Origin of the sequence: Streptococcus oralis subsp. tigurinus (genome assembly GCF_002356415.1) — a bacterium.
Classification (GTDB): domain Bacteria; phylum Bacillota; class Bacilli; order Lactobacillales; family Streptococcaceae; genus Streptococcus; species Streptococcus oralis_F.
Genome location: NZ_AP018338.1, coordinates 1,699,127 through 1,713,185 on the forward strand (window position 1 = coordinate 1,699,127; position 14,059 = coordinate 1,713,185).

Below are 14,059 nucleotides of genomic sequence, written 5' to 3' on the forward strand. Positions count from 1 at the left end.
ATAAACAATTATTTACGACGTCCTGGACGTTCTTTATAACCATAGTAAGCATCTGCCATGATTTCTTCCATGTCAGCTACCATTGGTAAGCGTGGGTTTGCAGGTGAACATTGATCTTCGTAAGCAAGTAAGGCAATCTCATGCAAGCTGTCTTTCCAAGTTTTTTCATCGATACCAAAGCCTTTGAAGTTCATTGTGATTCCAACTGCTTCACCAAGATCGTAAACTGCTTTGGCATAAGCTTCAACCGCTTCTTCTGGTGTTGAGCAAGGAAGACCTAGCATACGAGCGATATCTTGGAATTTTTCATCAGCTTTCCAGTAATTGTACTTAGGCCATGTTGTAGTTTTAGATGGACGAGTTCCATTATAACGGATAACATAAGGAAGTAAAATAGCATTTGTACGTCCGTGAATGGTGTGGTGAACAGCACCAATCTTATGCGCCATTGAGTGACTCATTCCAAGGAAGGCATTGGCGAAGGCCATACCAGCCATTGTAGAGGCATTATGCATCTTTTCACGGGCTTCTGGGTCAGCTGTTTTTACAGATTTTTCCAAATATTTGAAGACTAACTTGATGGTTTGAAGAGCAATACCATCTGTATAGTCATTGGCAAAGTTAGAAGTATAAGCTTCAGTTGCGTGTGTCAAGACATCCATACCTGTGTCAGCAGCAATAAATGCTGGAACAGATTCTACCAAAGCAGGGTCAACAATTGCAATGGTTGGTGTCAAAGCGTAGTCAGTGATTGGGTATTTCCGATTGTTTGCCTTGTCAGAGATAACTGCAAACGGTGTTACTTCTGAACCTGTACCAGATGTTGTTGGAATACCGATATATTGTGCTTTCTTACCAAGTGATGGGAATTTGAAGGCACGTTTGCGGATATCCATGAATTTTTGAACGAGGTCACCGAAGTCAACGTCTGGCTGTTCATAGAACATCCACATACCTTTAGCTGCATCCATTGGTGAACCACCACCAAGGGCAATGATAGTGTCTGGTTCAAACGAACGCATTACTTCAACACCACGACGAACTGTTGTGATATCTGGATCTGGTTCAACATCTGAGAAGACTTGAATCGTGACTTTGTTTTTACGAAGATTCAATTGGTCAATCACACGTTGTACAAAACCGAGTTTTTCAATTGATTTATCGGTAACAATCATGACACGTTCGATACCTTCGCAAGTTTGAAGGTATTGGATTGAGTTACGTTCGAAGTAGATTTTTGAAGGAACTTTAAACCATTGCATATTATTTCTACGTTTTCCTACTTTCTTGATGTTAAGAAGGTTGATAGCGGATACGTTATCACCAACTGAGTTGTGTCCATATGAACCACATCCAAGTGTTAATGATGGAATGAAGGCGTTGTATACATCACCGATACCACCAAAGGTAGATGGAGAGTTCCAGATAATACGCATTGCCTTTATTTCCGTACCGAAACGTTTTGCAAGAGCTTCGTCTTTTGTATGGATAGCAGCTGAGTGTCCTAGACCATTAAATTCAACCATTTGACGAGCTTTTTTAAGTCCATCTTCAGTATCTTCAGCTTTCAAAACTGCAATAACAGGTGATAATTTTTCACGAGTCAATGGTTCTTTAATTCCAACTTCTGCACATTCAGCAGCCAAGATATTTGTACCTTCTGGTACTTTGAATCCTGCTTGCTCAGCAATCCATGCTGCTGGTTTACCAACGATGTTGGCATTTAGCTTAGCACCAGCACAGTTCTTGCTGTTAGCTTTTGCACCAAAACAGAATTCTTCCAAAAGCGCTTTTTCCTTCTTGTTGACAAAGTAAGTATGGTATGATTTGAATTCTTCTACAAATTCGTCATACACTTCTTTATCAATGATAACCGCTTGTTCTGATGCACAGACCATACCATTGTCAAATGATTTAGACATCACGATGTCATGAGCAGCTTGACGAAGGTCAGCAGATTTTTCTACATAGGCAGGAACGTTTCCGGCACCTACCCCAAGTGCTGGTTTTCCACATGAGTATGCAGCTTTAACCATGGCATTCCCACCAGTTGCAAGAATAGTTGCAACACCTTCGTGGTTCATTAGCGCTCCAGTTGCTTCCATAGATGGCTTTGTAATCCATTGAACACAGTTTTCAGGAGCACCAGCTGCAATCGCTGCATCGCGAACGATTTGTGCTGCATGAGCTGATGATTCTTGAGCAGATGGGTGGAAGGCAAAAACGATTGGGTTACGTGTTTTTAAAGCAATCAAGGATTTGAAAATCGCTGTTGAAGTTGGGTTTGTTGTCGGAGTGACACCACAGATTACCCCTACAGGCTCCGCAATCTTTGTCAAACCTGTAATTGGATCATCTTCGATAACTCCAACTGTTTTAACTCCACGCATATTGTTCACTACGTGTTCGCAGGCAAATAGGTTTTTTGTCGCCTTGTCTTCAAATACCCCACGACCAGTTTCTTCAACTGCGTGTTGTGCAAGGATACCATGTGCGTCAAGTGCTGCAACCGAAGCTTTTGCTACGATATAGTCAACTTGCTCTTGGTTCAATTTGCGCAGTTCATCAAGCGCAACCAAGGCTTTTTTCACGAGACCGTCGACATGCTTTTCAGCAGCAAGTTGTTTTTCCTCTGGTGTTACTGTTTTTTTATCAGCCATATTATCCTCCATAGCCTTTAAGGATTTTACCCCTTTGTTAATTTTTTCACAAGTTTATTATAACTCTTTTTTTATGCTTTGTAAACAGTTTCATAAACATTTCACAAAGAAATTCCCTTAAATTGTGATTTTTTTCTCAATATACCTATGCAACAGAGTTTTGCTTGGATGATTGTGAAATTATGGAGAAAATTTTTTTATTTCACAAAGTTTTTCTAGTTGATAGTTATTTACTGAATTCAATTGCAGAAAGCGTTTTCTTTTCGGTTTTAAAAAATAGTCTCCTAACTTGGAGACTACTGTTTTTGTTGGAAAACGCCTTGTTTAAAGGTCCCTTCATAAACGACTTCTTGCTCTGTCGTCAACTTCCCTTGACCTTCAGCCTGGCCATTTACAAAATCACCTTCGTATTTCCAGCCATCTTTTGATTGGAACGTTCCTTTCCCATTAAAAGCTCCATTATTGAAATCACCTGTATATTGGTCCCCATTTTCAAAGGTCATGGTCCCCTGACCATTCATTTTCCCTCGTACCAGGGTACCATCATAAACAAGTGCACCACCATCAAGTGTCAGGACACCCTTTTTGGGTGTATTTAGTAGAAATACCGAAAGAGCACAGAGTGCAATTACGACTACTGCAATGAACTCTAACCTAGGGCGAGTTAGGTAAACTCTATACTTCTCATAGATTTGTTTAAGCTTTTCCATTGTCACTCTCATTTTCTAATCGATCTAGCCAGCTTTGACATCCACTTGTGATGCGAGCATAGGTTTCCTCAAAATCTCCTGTATACCAAGGATCTGGAACACTTTCAGGTGCAAAAGGGTAGATCTTATGCTGTAGTTCCTGAGGACACATTTGACGCAGATCTGAAACGTTTGAAGCATCCATCCCGATAATGTAATCAAATGACTCAAAATCTTCTCTACGAATCTGGAGTGATGTTTTGTCTTTGTCATACGCGATCCGATATTGCTGGAAAATTCCTTGCGTTCCCTTATGAATCGGATTGCCATGTTCCCATGATGACGTTGCCCGACTCTCAATCTGGTAATCGCTCGTCATGGATTTCATCACAAATTCTGCCATGGGGCTACGGCAGATATTTCCTAAGCACACAAATACTATTTTTCTCATCCCTTTTCCTCTTACTTCATAGAAAAACGGGAGTGACAGGTCCCGTTTTATTCTTCGATTGCTCCGCTTTCATCAACAACTGTTCCTTCTGGTGTCACAGCCTCTTTGAGCGGCAAAACGGTCTTGATAGCAGCCAATTCAAAAGTCAAATAAACGCCATCTACATCAAGTACGATTGTTCTCTTCTCAGTATCTACTTCATCCACTGTTCCGTAAAGGCCGCCAATTGTAATAACCTCATAGCCTTTTTGAAGCTTGTTCAAGCTTTCCATACGCTTTTGCGCTTGTTTCTTTTGAGAACGTTGCATAAAGAACATCAAGGCCATCATACCTACAAGCATGATTAAAAAAGTAATATTTGGATTCATTGTTTTCTCCTTTGTCTTTTACATAGGACTACTATATCAAATTTCAGCTACTTTTACAAGGTTGTACCTTGTTTTTATGGTTATAAAAAATCAGAGTTTTCACTCTGATTTTTGTGATTATTTCAAGTTTTGAACGACTTTGACTAGATTTTCTACCGTAAATCCGTACTCTGCCAATACTTTTGGTGCTGGGGCAGATGCTCCGAAAGTATCAATACCGAGAACTGCACCATCAAGGCCAACATATTTGTACCAGTTTTGAGTTGCACCCATTTCGACTGCAACACGACGGCGAACTGCATTTGGAAGGATTTCTTCCTTGTATGCTGCATCTTGTTTATCAAAGACATCTGTAGATGGCATGCTGACTACGCGGACTTTTTCGCCTTGACTAGCTAATTCTTTGGCAGCTGCGACAGCTGGATTGACCTCTGAACCTGTCGCAATCAAGATTGTATCAAAGTCTGCTGCATTTTCATAGACAACATAGGCACCTTTCGCAACCTTGTCGAAGTCTGTTCCTTCTTCGACAGTCAAGTTTTGGCGTGTCAAGACAAGGGCAGTTGGTGTTTTCTCGCTTGTCACTGCAAGGTACCAAGCCGCTTGAGTTTCACGCGCATCTGCTGGGCGGAAAACATTCAGATTTGGCATAGCACGGAGACCTGCTAAGTGTTCAACTGGTTCGTGAGTTGGACCATCTTCACCAACTGCGATTGAATCGTGAGTAAAGACATAAGTCACAGGAAGTCCTTGCAAGGCTGACAAGCGAACAGCTGCTTTCACATAGTCAGAAAAGACGAAGAAAGTACCACCGTATACACGAAGTCCACCATGAAGGGCCATCCCGTTCAAGATCGTTCCCATTGCAAATTCACGAACACCAAACTGAATGTTACGGTTCAAGCGATTAGCATCGTCTTGAAGGCCATCCGTTTTGATGTAAGTCATGTTTGAGTGAGCGAGGTCAGCTGATCCACCTAGGAAGGTTGGCAGTTTGGCAGCGACAACGTTCAAAGCATCTTGACTGGAATTACGAGTTGCTTGAGAGAAGCCATTTTCTAAGGCTGGGAAGTCTGCTGGAGTCACCTCAACTGGATCACGGCCGTCGATAATAGCTTCTACTTCTGCAGCCAGTTCTGGATGAGCCTCTTTATAATCAGCAACTAATTTAGTCCAAGCTTGATAAGCTGATGCGCCACGGTCTGCAACATTTTCCTTGAAATCAGCATAAACTTCAGCTGGGATTTCAAATGGTTCATAGTCCCAACCGAGGGCTTGACGAGTTGCTGCAGTTTCGTCTGCACCAAGAGGAGCACCGTGTACAGCATTGGTTCCTTGTTTGTTTGGAGAGCCATATCCAATCACAGTCTTCACTTCAATCAAAGATGGTTTGCCTGAAGCTTTGGCTGTTTCGATAGCAACATGGATTGCTTCCAAGTCTGTTCCATCTTCAACCAAGGCTGTATGCCAACCGTAGGCATTGTAACGGTCACGAACACTTTCTGTAAAGGAATCCTTTGTCTCACCATCCAAGTTGATGTCATTTGAATCATAAAGAACCACCAACTTGTCAAGTTTTTGCAAGCCTGCGTATGAAGCCGCCTCACTTGAGACACCTTCCATCAAGTCTCCGTCTCCGCAGATAACGTAAGTATAGTGGTCAAAGATATTGAAGCCTTCACGGTTATACTTCGCCGCAAGGAAACGTTCTGCTTGGGCAAAACCAGTGGCAGTAGAAATCCCTTGTCCTAGAGGACCGGTTGTAGCGTCAACCCCTGCAGTGTGGCCAAATTCTGGGTGACCAGGTGTTTTGGAACCCCATTGGCGGAAGCTCTTGATTTCATCCATGCTGACATCTTCAAAACCAGAAAGGTGAAGAAGGGCATAGAGAAGCATAGATCCGTGTCCTGCTGAAAGAATAAAGCGGTCGCGGTTAATCCAGTTTGGTTGGGCTGGATTGATACGAAGTTGTTTTGTAAAGAGGCTATAAGCCATTGGAGCAGCCCCCATAACCACCCCTGGGTGACCTGAGTTTGCTTTGTTGATGGCGTCAATACCTAGAAAACGAATTGCATTAACAGATAGATTTGACATAGAATTTCCTTTCTCTTTGAGGTGATTAATGAATCACACATCCTATTTTACTATTATATGAAAAAATGCATAGAATAGCAATAAAACAATTTGCGTTCATCTAACACATTTGATTTTCTATTCCCTCGTCACTTCATAGTACGGAAGCAAGCGCGCATAAGCCTCTTCTAGCTTCTCCAATATCGCTTCTACTGACTGATTTGCAATGAAGGAAACATCTGCCTTAACCAAAACTTTACGGACTTCCTGACTTCTCACCTTCTCGCGTAAAGTACGACGATTCTCCTCAGTAGCCTCCACCTTATGACTTTCCCCATTTGAGTAGACTAGATAATAAATCCCTTCTACCACTGGAAGTTCTAAAACCTTGGCTTGTTTGTCTAAGGTCTGTTCGTCTTTCTTGCGCTCGATGAAACTGACTTCCAAAGAAATCCCAAAGTCAGCAGGTGTTCCATACAAACGAAGAGCCATCATAGGTTCTGTCACTTGTCCGTCTCTCTGTAGATAGGCCCAGAAATGCGGTCGCAAGCGTTGCGCTTGGTTCATCCACTGACTAGTCTGTTGAAGTTGCCATTCTGGATGACTAGCTTGAAAGGTTTTGGCCAATTCTGTAAAAGACTTCCGAGCCTCTTGACCTTTTTGCCGCAAGTCCAACATCTTTTCTCTTTCATCGCCAGCTTTATCAGGATTACGGTACTGGACCCCTTCAAATGATAGGTATTCTCTAACTGCTTTCAGCATATCTGAATCTTTCCTTTCCTAGCAAAAAATCAGGATGAACCTGATTTTGCTTTGCTTATTCTGCGTCTACGACAACATAGCGATTTGGCTCGTCACCTTCAGAGTAACTCGTCACACCATCCATGCGTGAAATAATGCGATGGATAATCTTGCGTTCGCTATTTGACATTGGATCAGTTTGTTGGCTACGTCCTTCTTCTAAAACGCGAGTCGCCAATTTTTGAGCGTAGGTTTGCAAGACTTCTGCACGGTGTTCAACGTAATCATTGACATTGATCGTGATATAGAAGGTTCTTGAATAGCGATTATAAAGGTAATTTTGCGCTAACAGTTGAAGAGCTTTCAAGACTTTTCCGTGGTAGCCGATAATACGACCTGGTTCATTAGTGTCAATTTGAAGATTGATGGTGCGGCGATTGTAGTCGCTTGAAATCGTCCCTTCAACATCCATATCATCTACAATGGTTTGAACGTAGCTAGCTACCTCAGTTGCCACTTGTTCGATGTCATAACTTGGTTCTACTTTCAAGCCTAAATCTTCCAAAGATTGGCTTGTTGCTTCCTGCCTTTCAGTTTCTTTTTCTGGAGCAGATTCCACTTCCTCGGTAGTATCCTCTGGTTCCAATTCATTTAAAATTGAAATATGGCCTGTTTCTTCCAAAATCGTGCTGGCGTGCTTTTCATTTTTCAGAATTTCAGCCTTGACCTCTTCAGAAACACCTTGACCTTCTTCTTCAATCTTCTTAATCGCTTCAACTACATGTCCCAAATCAACAGTTGCTTCACTTACTGTTTTCACGGGTTCATTTTTTTCATTGACTTCTTTTGGAACCCCTTTAATGGCCTGCTGATTGGCTTTGATCACTGTCGTTTCACTAATGGCTTCGATATCAACTTGAGCTGGCTTCTTACCAAACAAGCCTAAGAATCCTTTTTTCTCTTTTGAAACGACCTTGATGTGGGCCTTCATTCTTGGAATGTCTAATTCTTTCAATCCTTTTTGGATTGCTTCTTCAACCGTTGAACCTGTAAATAATACCATTACCAGATTCCTCCTTATTTTTTCTTTTTCTGTGCTTTTTTCAAAGCTCTTCTCTTCTTGCCTTCTAAATCTTTTTCTGCTTGCGCCACTGCTTCTCTTTCAGCAATAATCTTGAAAGGATTGTTCAAAAAATAGGTTTGCAGAACTTGGTAAGCATTGGATACGGCCCAGTACAAGGCTACACCACTTGGGGCGGAGATGGCAAAAACAAAGATCAATACAGGCATACCATACATCATCCCTGTCGTAGCTCCACTTTTTTCGGACAAAGCTTTATTCGATAACCAGCTACTCAAGAAGGTAAAGACTGCCGCCAAAATCGGAAGGACAAAACTTGTATCTACTCCTCCCAAATTAATCCATAAAAAGTGACCTGTTTTCAAAAAGTCTACTCGACTCAAGGCTTGAAAGAGCGCCAAGAGAACCGGCATTTGTATTAAAATTGGCCAGAGAGAGGATGAATGTTTGATTCCTAACTCTTTATAAACCTTACGCATCTCCTGGTCTAGCTTGGTTCTACTTTCCATATCACGACCTGGGTATTGCTCTCGCAAAGCCTTGATGCGCGGTTGAGCCTCTTGCATTTTTCTAGAGGCAACCATCTGTGTCTGAAAGACCGGCAATAAAATCGTCCGGATCAAAATCGTGAAGAGAATAATCCCCACTCCGATACTAATATCAAAGGACAAAAAGCGGATAATTTCAGCAAAAAAATAGACGAATTTGCTCCAAAAGTCTGTCGAATCTGCTGTTATATCGCTAGCTGTACCATTTGTTGCACAGGCTGTCATGATAAACAAGGACAGGCCCAACAAACTAGTCAACTGTAGTTTCTTTTTCACTCCCATTTCCTTCCTGGTAAATCTTTGATAACTTTAATACGTGGAGTAGGTTTTTCTCCATCTCTGCATATTCCAAGGTTTCCACCCCTTTTCGGGCAATCACGACAAAATCAACATGCTCTACTAAACTCCCTTTTACACTTTGTAGAATGTGCCGGATTCGTCTCTTGATTTGATTTCTGGTAACTGCATTCCCCAGCTTTTTGCTGACGGACAGTCCTACTCGAAAATGGTTTTGCTGGTTTTCCAATTGGTAGACAACAAATTTTCGATTGGCAAAACTTGTTCCGTCCTTGAAAATCGCCTTAAAATCTTTCTCTCTTTTTACACGAAAGCTTTTCTTCAAAACTCAACTCCATCTATTAAATTACTACTATTATACCATATTTTTTGAAAAAGCCAATAACAGCAAGGTTTTAGACATTTTCTACATAAAAAAAGCTGGAAAATCTCTTTCCCAACTTCTTTTTACAATCAAATTTTACGTGTATTTACTTATTTTTTCAAGCGCTCAACATCGCGTGCAATCACCAATTCTTCATCTGTTGGAATAACCAAGACACGGATTTTCGCCGCATCAGTTGAGATATCTCCCGTTACACCAAAGACGTTCTTTTCTGGATCCACATCACAACCAAACCAAGAGATACCTGAGATGACATCTTCACGTACGTTTGCAGCATTTTCACCGATACCTGCTGTGAAGATAATCGCATCTGCTCCATTTAGGACTGCAAGATATTGGCCGATATGTTTTTGGATACGATCAACATACATTTCATAAGCCAAAGTTGCATCATGGTCTCCTGCTTCCATGGCAGCAATCACATCACGCATATCGCTTGACTGGCCAGAAACTCCCATGAGCCCTGATTCACGATTGAGAACGCGACTAATATCTTCAGGGGTATTGAAATCCTCTGTATATTGCATGAGATAAGGGATGATAGCAGGGTCAATATCTCCTGTACGAGTTCCCATCATCACACCTCCAAGTGGTGTGAATCCCATAGAAGTATCCACAGACTTCCCACCCTTAACAGCTGTGATAGAAGCCCCGTTACCAATATGGCAGGTAATCAATTTCAAATCTTCTAGAGGACGACCCAAAAGTTTCGCTGCTTCTTCTGCGACAAACTGGTGGCTTGTCCCGTGGGCACCATATTTACGAACCTTGTTGTCTGTGTAGTATTTAGTTGGTAGAGGGTAGCGATAAGCCTTCTCTGGCATGGTTGTGTGGAATGAGGTATCAAATACGACAACACTGGTAATATCTGGCAGCAATTCCTTAAATGCGCGAATTCCAGCTGCGTTAGCTGGATTGTGAAGAGGAGCCAACAGTCCCAATTCCTCAACTTTTTCTAACACATCTCCCTCAACAACTGTTGATTCCTTGAAATATTCACCACCTGCAACGACGCGGTGGCCGACACCTGTAATTTCGTCGTACCCTTTGATAATGTCAAAACGAATCAAGTCATCTAATAAAATTTTAACGGCTTGTGTATGGTCTTCAATATCAAGAATTTGTTGCTCCGAACGACCGTCAAATTTTACTGTTGAAATGGAATCCTTCAAGCCAATACGTTCAATCAAGCCTTTCGCCAATACAGTTTCTTCTGGCATTTGGTATAGTTGCCATTTCAAGCTTGAGCTTCCTGCATTGATTGCAATTGTTTTTGTCATAAGATGATACCTCTTTTTAAGCGTTTTCATCTATTATAACAAAATCTCTTTTATATTTCAGTACCTTTGCTCCAATTTTGAAAATTTTCTTTAAAGGTCAACAAAACTGACGGATCTTGCAAGCTAGTAAGAGGGTAGACAAAGGGTTCTATTTCCTTGTCTCTTTTCTTCTGTAAGACAAAAATACTTTTAGCTTGGCTTGCAGTTGAGAAAATATCCTCTGGCAGAGCGATGATAGCAGCCAGACTCACTTCGTCTTTGAGCCACCCTTTTAATGAGTCACTTTGAGGGCTGGTCAATAAATCACTCGGAGCTAGAAAAATAGCATAGCCATTTGACTTAAGGTACTTGAAGCCTTGTTCCATCAGCAAATGGTGGGCATAGGTATGCTCTTGACTAGAAGCCACTTGATAGCGAGAAGCGATGGCATCGTCTGGGTAATAGCCTACAGGCAAGTCGCTGATGACCACGTCGCTTTCTTTAAGCATTTGCGGACGAACGGCATCTCCTTGGACAAAACCAGCCTGCAAACCAATCACATCTGCCATACTGGCTGCCAAATCAATCAGCAAGTCATCCACTTCGATTCCCAAGTAATCTACTTTTTTAGCAAGAGAAGTCAAGAAAGTAGCCCCCAAAATCCCCATACCAGAACCTATTTCGAGGATGCTAATTTCCTCTTGATCCAGCAACTCTTCCACAATAAGTACCAAGAGGAGGGCAATGGCATCCGGCGTAAACTGGTGATTGGCCTGTAAAGGCTCCGTTTGTCCCGCCTTCATCAAGAGAAACTGGTAGGTCTTGAGCCACTCTTCCTTGCGAAGCGCTAAGCGTTTAAGGGCTTGATTGTTCTCTTTGACCTGCTCTAGCTCGGTCTCGCCGTCCAGGTAGATACTATTTTGCTCTACCAAGGCATCATAAAAGTTGGTCGCCAAATCACTTTGGATGACTTGGACATTCTCTAGTAAATACGTATAAGCTTGTTCAATTTTTTCAAAATCCATATTCCTATCTTATCAAATTTCCCTCCTTTTTTCCATCTGAAGAGAAAAAATCACTGCTTTAGTCAGCGAGTGATTTTTGGGCTACTGTTAAAAAGAGTTCTGAATAATTTCCTTGAAACAATTCTTCAGCGCTATAGAGAATCTGACTATGCACAGATGAAAAAACCTGCTGAATTAACTTATTTTCCAGTTCAGCTAAATCAAAACCATGATGGTTGGTATCTGTCTTGACAAAATCAGCGATGAGAACTTGTCCATTCTCCCTAAGGTGATGGTAAAACATGGCAAGAGTTGCATCTAGATCAGGCATATGATGAAGAACCCGACTGACAACAATCAGGTCAAATTGCTGTTCCAAGGGATTTGCCAGTAAATCCTGCTCCAAAAACTGGATATTCTTGATGTCTTGTTGCTCTGCTTTCAAACGGGCTTGCTCCAGCATTTTCTCCGAGATATCTACAAGGGTAACCGACTTGGCCTGCTTGGCTAGGGGCAAAGCTAATAGACCTGTCCCACCACCGAAATCCAGAATTGCCTTGTCTGATAGAAAATCAATCTGTGCTTCAACTGCCTGACAAACCAAGTTTGCAAGGAAGATATTTTTAGGGGAATCAAAGGTTTCTGCTTTGTGATTAAAATCGTGTTTCATGTTTTTAGTTTAGCACAAAGTAGTTGAATTGACTAGGAATTATCTTTCTTTTCAGGCTTTTCTTCTGATTTTTTCTTCCCTGCTTGATTGCTTGAATCAGTCGCTACCTCTTCCTTTTTAGCTGTTCTCTTTTCTTGGGTTTTCATCTGAGGAAAGAGAAATTCATAGTTGCCCTTATTCATACGAACACTTGTTGCAAAACCTGTTTTCGTATTGTGATACCTGACTTTTCCTAAGTTAAAGACTCGTTCTCCACTTTCTTGTTCAACCTTATCTTTACTTCGCTTGGCCATAGCAAAAGCTGCCAACTTTTCTTTGTTTAGGGCAAAGTCTTTGTGATGGGCGACTTGCCGATTCAAATAAAACTGCAACAAAAGGCTAAAAATGGCTGCCATGGTGACTGCATATAAGAGAACGCCTGCCTTAACTTTTTGCTTTTTCCACACGATAGATGAACTCCCTTTCTAAGCCTTTTTGAAACTGGAAACGGAAGCGAACCAGTTGATTTCCCTCTGTAATTTGAGCTGATTTAAGTCCATAAACCATAGGTTGGTAGCCCCGTCCGCTGGCATCGGTCTTCCGAAAATCATCCGATTTAGATTTCCCTATAGAGATATCCTTACCATCCTGTTTCATGTAGAGGCGATTGCCTTCTACCTTTTCAAACTGCGAACGCTCTAACTCTGCCTCCAGTTGATCCACAAACAAGAGCCACTCTTTTTGCTCGCTTTGCTGCTGGTAACGAACTTCTGAAATGAGGAGCTGACTCATAGCTTGAAAAAGTAGCAAACCTCCGCTAATGACGATAAGGGCAATCAGAGATTCTAAAAGAGTGAAAGCTCTTACCTTACTGCTCTTTAAGATCGAGCAATTTCTCTGAACCATGGTAGACCTCCAATCCTTTTTCACTAGCAAATACCTGAATCTCCACTCCATTTATGTTTACCTGATTTTGCCCTGTTTGCAGAGCCATCTTCGCCACACGCAAGACTTCTTCCTTTTGCAAGATTTCTGCCTCTTCTTGTCTATTTTTCTGAATTTTCCCCAAAAGAAGGGTCGCAATGCTGGCAAACACAGCCAAAGCTACTACTGCTTCTAGTAAGATTACTGCCCTAATTTTTTGTTTCCTTAATGCGTTTAATTTTTCCATTTCCTAGATATAATTGATAGCGAATCGCTCCTTTGCTGGTTTGAAATTCAACCTTAGCCAGGGACGAATTGCCTCCAGCTCGGTCAAATATAATGCTTTGTCCTGAGGGTGCCTGAATTCCTTTAGGAACGGTCAAGTTTTGACTGCCATTGCTGATCGTCTGTCCATCTAAGTTCAGACTGGTCTTTTGCTGACTGGCTAGACTGCGTTTTTGCGTTTCCCGATAGAGTTCTTCAAACTCCATAAAGAAAATCTGCTCTTCTACCGCTGCAAAACTGGATTGAACAGAACCAGACAAGCCCAGGGCAAGGATACTCACAAGTCCCAAAACTAAGAGACTTTCCAGCATAGTAAAGGCCTTAATCTGCAACAGTTTGACTTGTTTTTTGTTTTGCATGGTAGTCTTTATAAGCTTTGGCTTGCTCAGCTGTGATACGACCGTCCGCTTGTAATTTGCTGAGGCTGGCGTCATCATTTTTGTCCAAACGATAGAGTTCTGCCTGGCTTTCCACAACCTTGACAACAGCAGCTTTTCCTTTATCATCTACGGCATCCTTTTGCTTGGTCAAATTGGGCACAAAGAGCAAGAGGAGTACGCTGATGATAAGCAAGACGACTAACATTTCTACCAAAGTGAAAGCTTTAACCTTGGCTTTTTTTAAATTTGTCATGAGTTTTTTCAT

The 14,059-nt window shown here is 41.7% G+C and carries 17 protein-coding genes; all 17 read right to left on the reverse strand.

Going from position 1 to position 14,059, the window contains the following annotated elements; genetic code table 11:
- Window positions 1–8: 8 nt before the first annotated feature.
- The 17 genes from adhE to comGC all read right to left on the reverse strand — a co-directional run bounded on the left by adhE (window position 9) and on the right by comGC (window position 14,059).
- Window positions 9–2,660: a bifunctional acetaldehyde-CoA/alcohol dehydrogenase gene (gene adhE / locus STO1_RS08685; RefSeq protein ID WP_096422838.1), complete on the reverse strand. Its 2,652-nt coding sequence runs from the start codon at window positions 2,658–2,660 to the stop codon at window positions 9–11.
- A gap of 296 nt (window positions 2,661–2,956) precedes the next feature.
- Window positions 2,957–3,370 carry an MORN repeat-containing protein gene (locus tag STO1_RS08690; RefSeq protein WP_000413199.1) on the reverse strand — a complete coding sequence of 138 codons (414 nt, stop codon included), beginning with the start codon at window positions 3,368–3,370 and terminating at the stop codon, window positions 2,957–2,959.
- Window positions 3,357–3,800 carry a low molecular weight protein-tyrosine-phosphatase gene (locus tag STO1_RS08695; protein WP_096422840.1) on the reverse strand — a complete coding sequence of 148 codons (444 nt, stop codon included), beginning with the start codon at window positions 3,798–3,800 and terminating at the stop codon, window positions 3,357–3,359. Before STO1_RS08695 ends, STO1_RS08690 begins: the two co-directional genes overlap by 14 nt.
- A gap of 47 nt (window positions 3,801–3,847) precedes the next feature.
- The gene (yajC, locus tag STO1_RS08700) at window positions 3,848–4,168 is read right to left on the reverse strand and encodes a preprotein translocase subunit YajC (protein ID WP_001069056.1); all 321 of its coding nucleotides are present in this window, start codon (window positions 4,166–4,168) and stop codon (window positions 3,848–3,850) included.
- Window positions 4,169–4,285: 117 nt separating this feature from the next.
- Window positions 4,286–6,262: a transketolase gene (gene tkt / locus STO1_RS08705; protein ID WP_096422842.1), complete on the reverse strand. Its 1,977-nt coding sequence runs from the start codon at window positions 6,260–6,262 to the stop codon at window positions 4,286–4,288.
- A 117-nt stretch (window positions 6,263–6,379) separates the two neighbouring features.
- Window positions 6,380–7,003 carry a ribonuclease P gene (locus tag STO1_RS08710; RefSeq protein WP_096422844.1) on the reverse strand — a complete coding sequence of 208 codons (624 nt, stop codon included), beginning with the start codon at window positions 7,001–7,003 and terminating at the stop codon, window positions 6,380–6,382.
- 55 nt (window positions 7,004–7,058) lie between these two features.
- Complete coding sequence (gene jag, locus STO1_RS08715; protein ID WP_084855913.1) at window positions 7,059–8,045, reverse strand: RNA-binding cell elongation regulator Jag/EloR; 987 nt, start codon at window positions 8,043–8,045, stop codon at window positions 7,059–7,061.
- A gap of 14 nt (window positions 8,046–8,059) precedes the next feature.
- Window positions 8,060–8,887, reverse strand: coding sequence for a membrane protein insertase YidC (locus STO1_RS08720; RefSeq protein WP_000728097.1), 828 nt, complete (start codon window positions 8,885–8,887; stop codon window positions 8,060–8,062).
- Window positions 8,862–9,233: a ribonuclease P protein component gene (gene rnpA, locus STO1_RS08725; protein ID WP_000748120.1), complete on the reverse strand. Its 372-nt coding sequence runs from the start codon at window positions 9,231–9,233 to the stop codon at window positions 8,862–8,864. The genes STO1_RS08720 and rnpA overlap by 26 nt, the downstream gene beginning before the upstream one ends.
- A gap of 149 nt (window positions 9,234–9,382) precedes the next feature.
- Window positions 9,383–10,573: an acetate kinase gene (locus STO1_RS08730; RefSeq protein WP_000167800.1), complete on the reverse strand. Its 1,191-nt coding sequence runs from the start codon at window positions 10,571–10,573 to the stop codon at window positions 9,383–9,385.
- Window positions 10,574–10,623: 50 nt separating this feature from the next.
- Window positions 10,624–11,577 (reverse strand): class I SAM-dependent methyltransferase, encoded by a 954-nt coding sequence (locus tag STO1_RS08735; protein ID WP_084917154.1) that lies wholly within the window; start codon window positions 11,575–11,577, stop codon window positions 10,624–10,626.
- A gap of 58 nt (window positions 11,578–11,635) precedes the next feature.
- Window positions 11,636–12,226, reverse strand: coding sequence for a class I SAM-dependent methyltransferase (locus STO1_RS08740; RefSeq protein ID WP_096422845.1), 591 nt, complete (start codon window positions 12,224–12,226; stop codon window positions 11,636–11,638).
- A 32-nt stretch (window positions 12,227–12,258) separates the two neighbouring features.
- The gene (gene comGG / locus STO1_RS08745) at window positions 12,259–12,672 is read right to left on the reverse strand and encodes a competence type IV pilus minor pilin ComGG (RefSeq protein ID WP_096422847.1); all 414 of its coding nucleotides are present in this window, start codon (window positions 12,670–12,672) and stop codon (window positions 12,259–12,261) included.
- Window positions 12,650–13,111: a competence type IV pilus minor pilin ComGF gene (comGF, locus tag STO1_RS08750; protein WP_000250700.1), complete on the reverse strand. Its 462-nt coding sequence runs from the start codon at window positions 13,109–13,111 to the stop codon at window positions 12,650–12,652. The genes comGG and comGF overlap by 23 nt, the downstream gene beginning before the upstream one ends.
- The gene (comGE, locus tag STO1_RS08755; protein WP_000413383.1) at window positions 13,074–13,376 is read right to left on the reverse strand and encodes a competence type IV pilus minor pilin ComGE; all 303 of its coding nucleotides are present in this window, start codon (window positions 13,374–13,376) and stop codon (window positions 13,074–13,076) included. The genes comGF and comGE overlap by 38 nt, the downstream gene beginning before the upstream one ends.
- Entirely contained in the window at window positions 13,339–13,773 is a 435-nt protein-coding gene (comGD, locus tag STO1_RS08760) for a competence type IV pilus minor pilin ComGD (protein ID WP_172843654.1), read from the reverse strand. Before comGD ends, comGE begins: the two co-directional genes overlap by 38 nt.
- Window positions 13,736–14,059 carry a competence type IV pilus major pilin ComGC gene (comGC, locus tag STO1_RS08765; protein ID WP_000735798.1) on the reverse strand — a complete coding sequence of 108 codons (324 nt, stop codon included), beginning with the start codon at window positions 14,057–14,059 and terminating at the stop codon, window positions 13,736–13,738. Before comGC ends, comGD begins: the two co-directional genes overlap by 38 nt.

Bases quoted from the DNA above. Each gene is read 5' to 3' on its own strand.
- adhE (WP_096422838.1), bottom strand. From the start codon at position 2,660: ATGGCTGATAAAAAAACAGTAACACCAGAGGAAAAACAACTTGCTGCT.
- STO1_RS08690 (WP_000413199.1), bottom strand. From the start codon at position 3,370: ATGGAAAAGCTTAAACAAATCTATGAGAAGTATAGAGTTTACCTAACT.
- STO1_RS08695 (WP_096422840.1), bottom strand. From the start codon at position 3,800: ATGAGAAAAATAGTATTTGTGTGCTTAGGAAATATCTGCCGTAGCCCC.
- yajC (WP_001069056.1), bottom strand. From the start codon at position 4,168: ATGAATCCAAATATTACTTTTTTAATCATGCTTGTAGGTATGATGGCC.
- tkt (WP_096422842.1), bottom strand. From the start codon at position 6,262: ATGTCAAATCTATCTGTTAATGCAATTCGTTTTCTAGGTATTGACGCC.
- STO1_RS08710 (WP_096422844.1), bottom strand. From the start codon at position 7,003: ATGCTGAAAGCAGTTAGAGAATACCTATCATTTGAAGGGGTCCAGTAC.
- jag (WP_084855913.1), bottom strand. From the start codon at position 8,045: ATGGTATTATTTACAGGTTCAACGGTTGAAGAAGCAATCCAAAAAGGA.
- STO1_RS08730 (WP_000167800.1), bottom strand. From the start codon at position 10,573: ATGACAAAAACAATTGCAATCAATGCAGGAAGCTCAAGCTTGAAATGG.
- STO1_RS08735 (WP_084917154.1), bottom strand. From the start codon at position 11,577: ATGGATTTTGAAAAAATTGAACAAGCTTATACGTATTTACTAGAGAAT.
- STO1_RS08740 (WP_096422845.1), bottom strand. From the start codon at position 12,226: ATGAAACACGATTTTAATCACAAAGCAGAAACCTTTGATTCCCCTAAA.
- comGF (WP_000250700.1), bottom strand. From the start codon at position 13,111: ATGGTTCAGAGAAATTGCTCGATCTTAAAGAGCAGTAAGGTAAGAGCT.
- comGE (WP_000413383.1), bottom strand. From the start codon at position 13,376: ATGGAAAAATTAAACGCATTAAGGAAACAAAAAATTAGGGCAGTAATC.
- comGD (WP_172843654.1), bottom strand. From the start codon at position 13,773: ATGCAAAACAAAAAACAAGTCAAACTGTTGCAGATTAAGGCCTTTACT.
- comGC (WP_000735798.1), bottom strand. From the start codon at position 14,059: ATGAAAAAACTCATGACAAATTTAAAAAAAGCCAAGGTTAAAGCTTTC.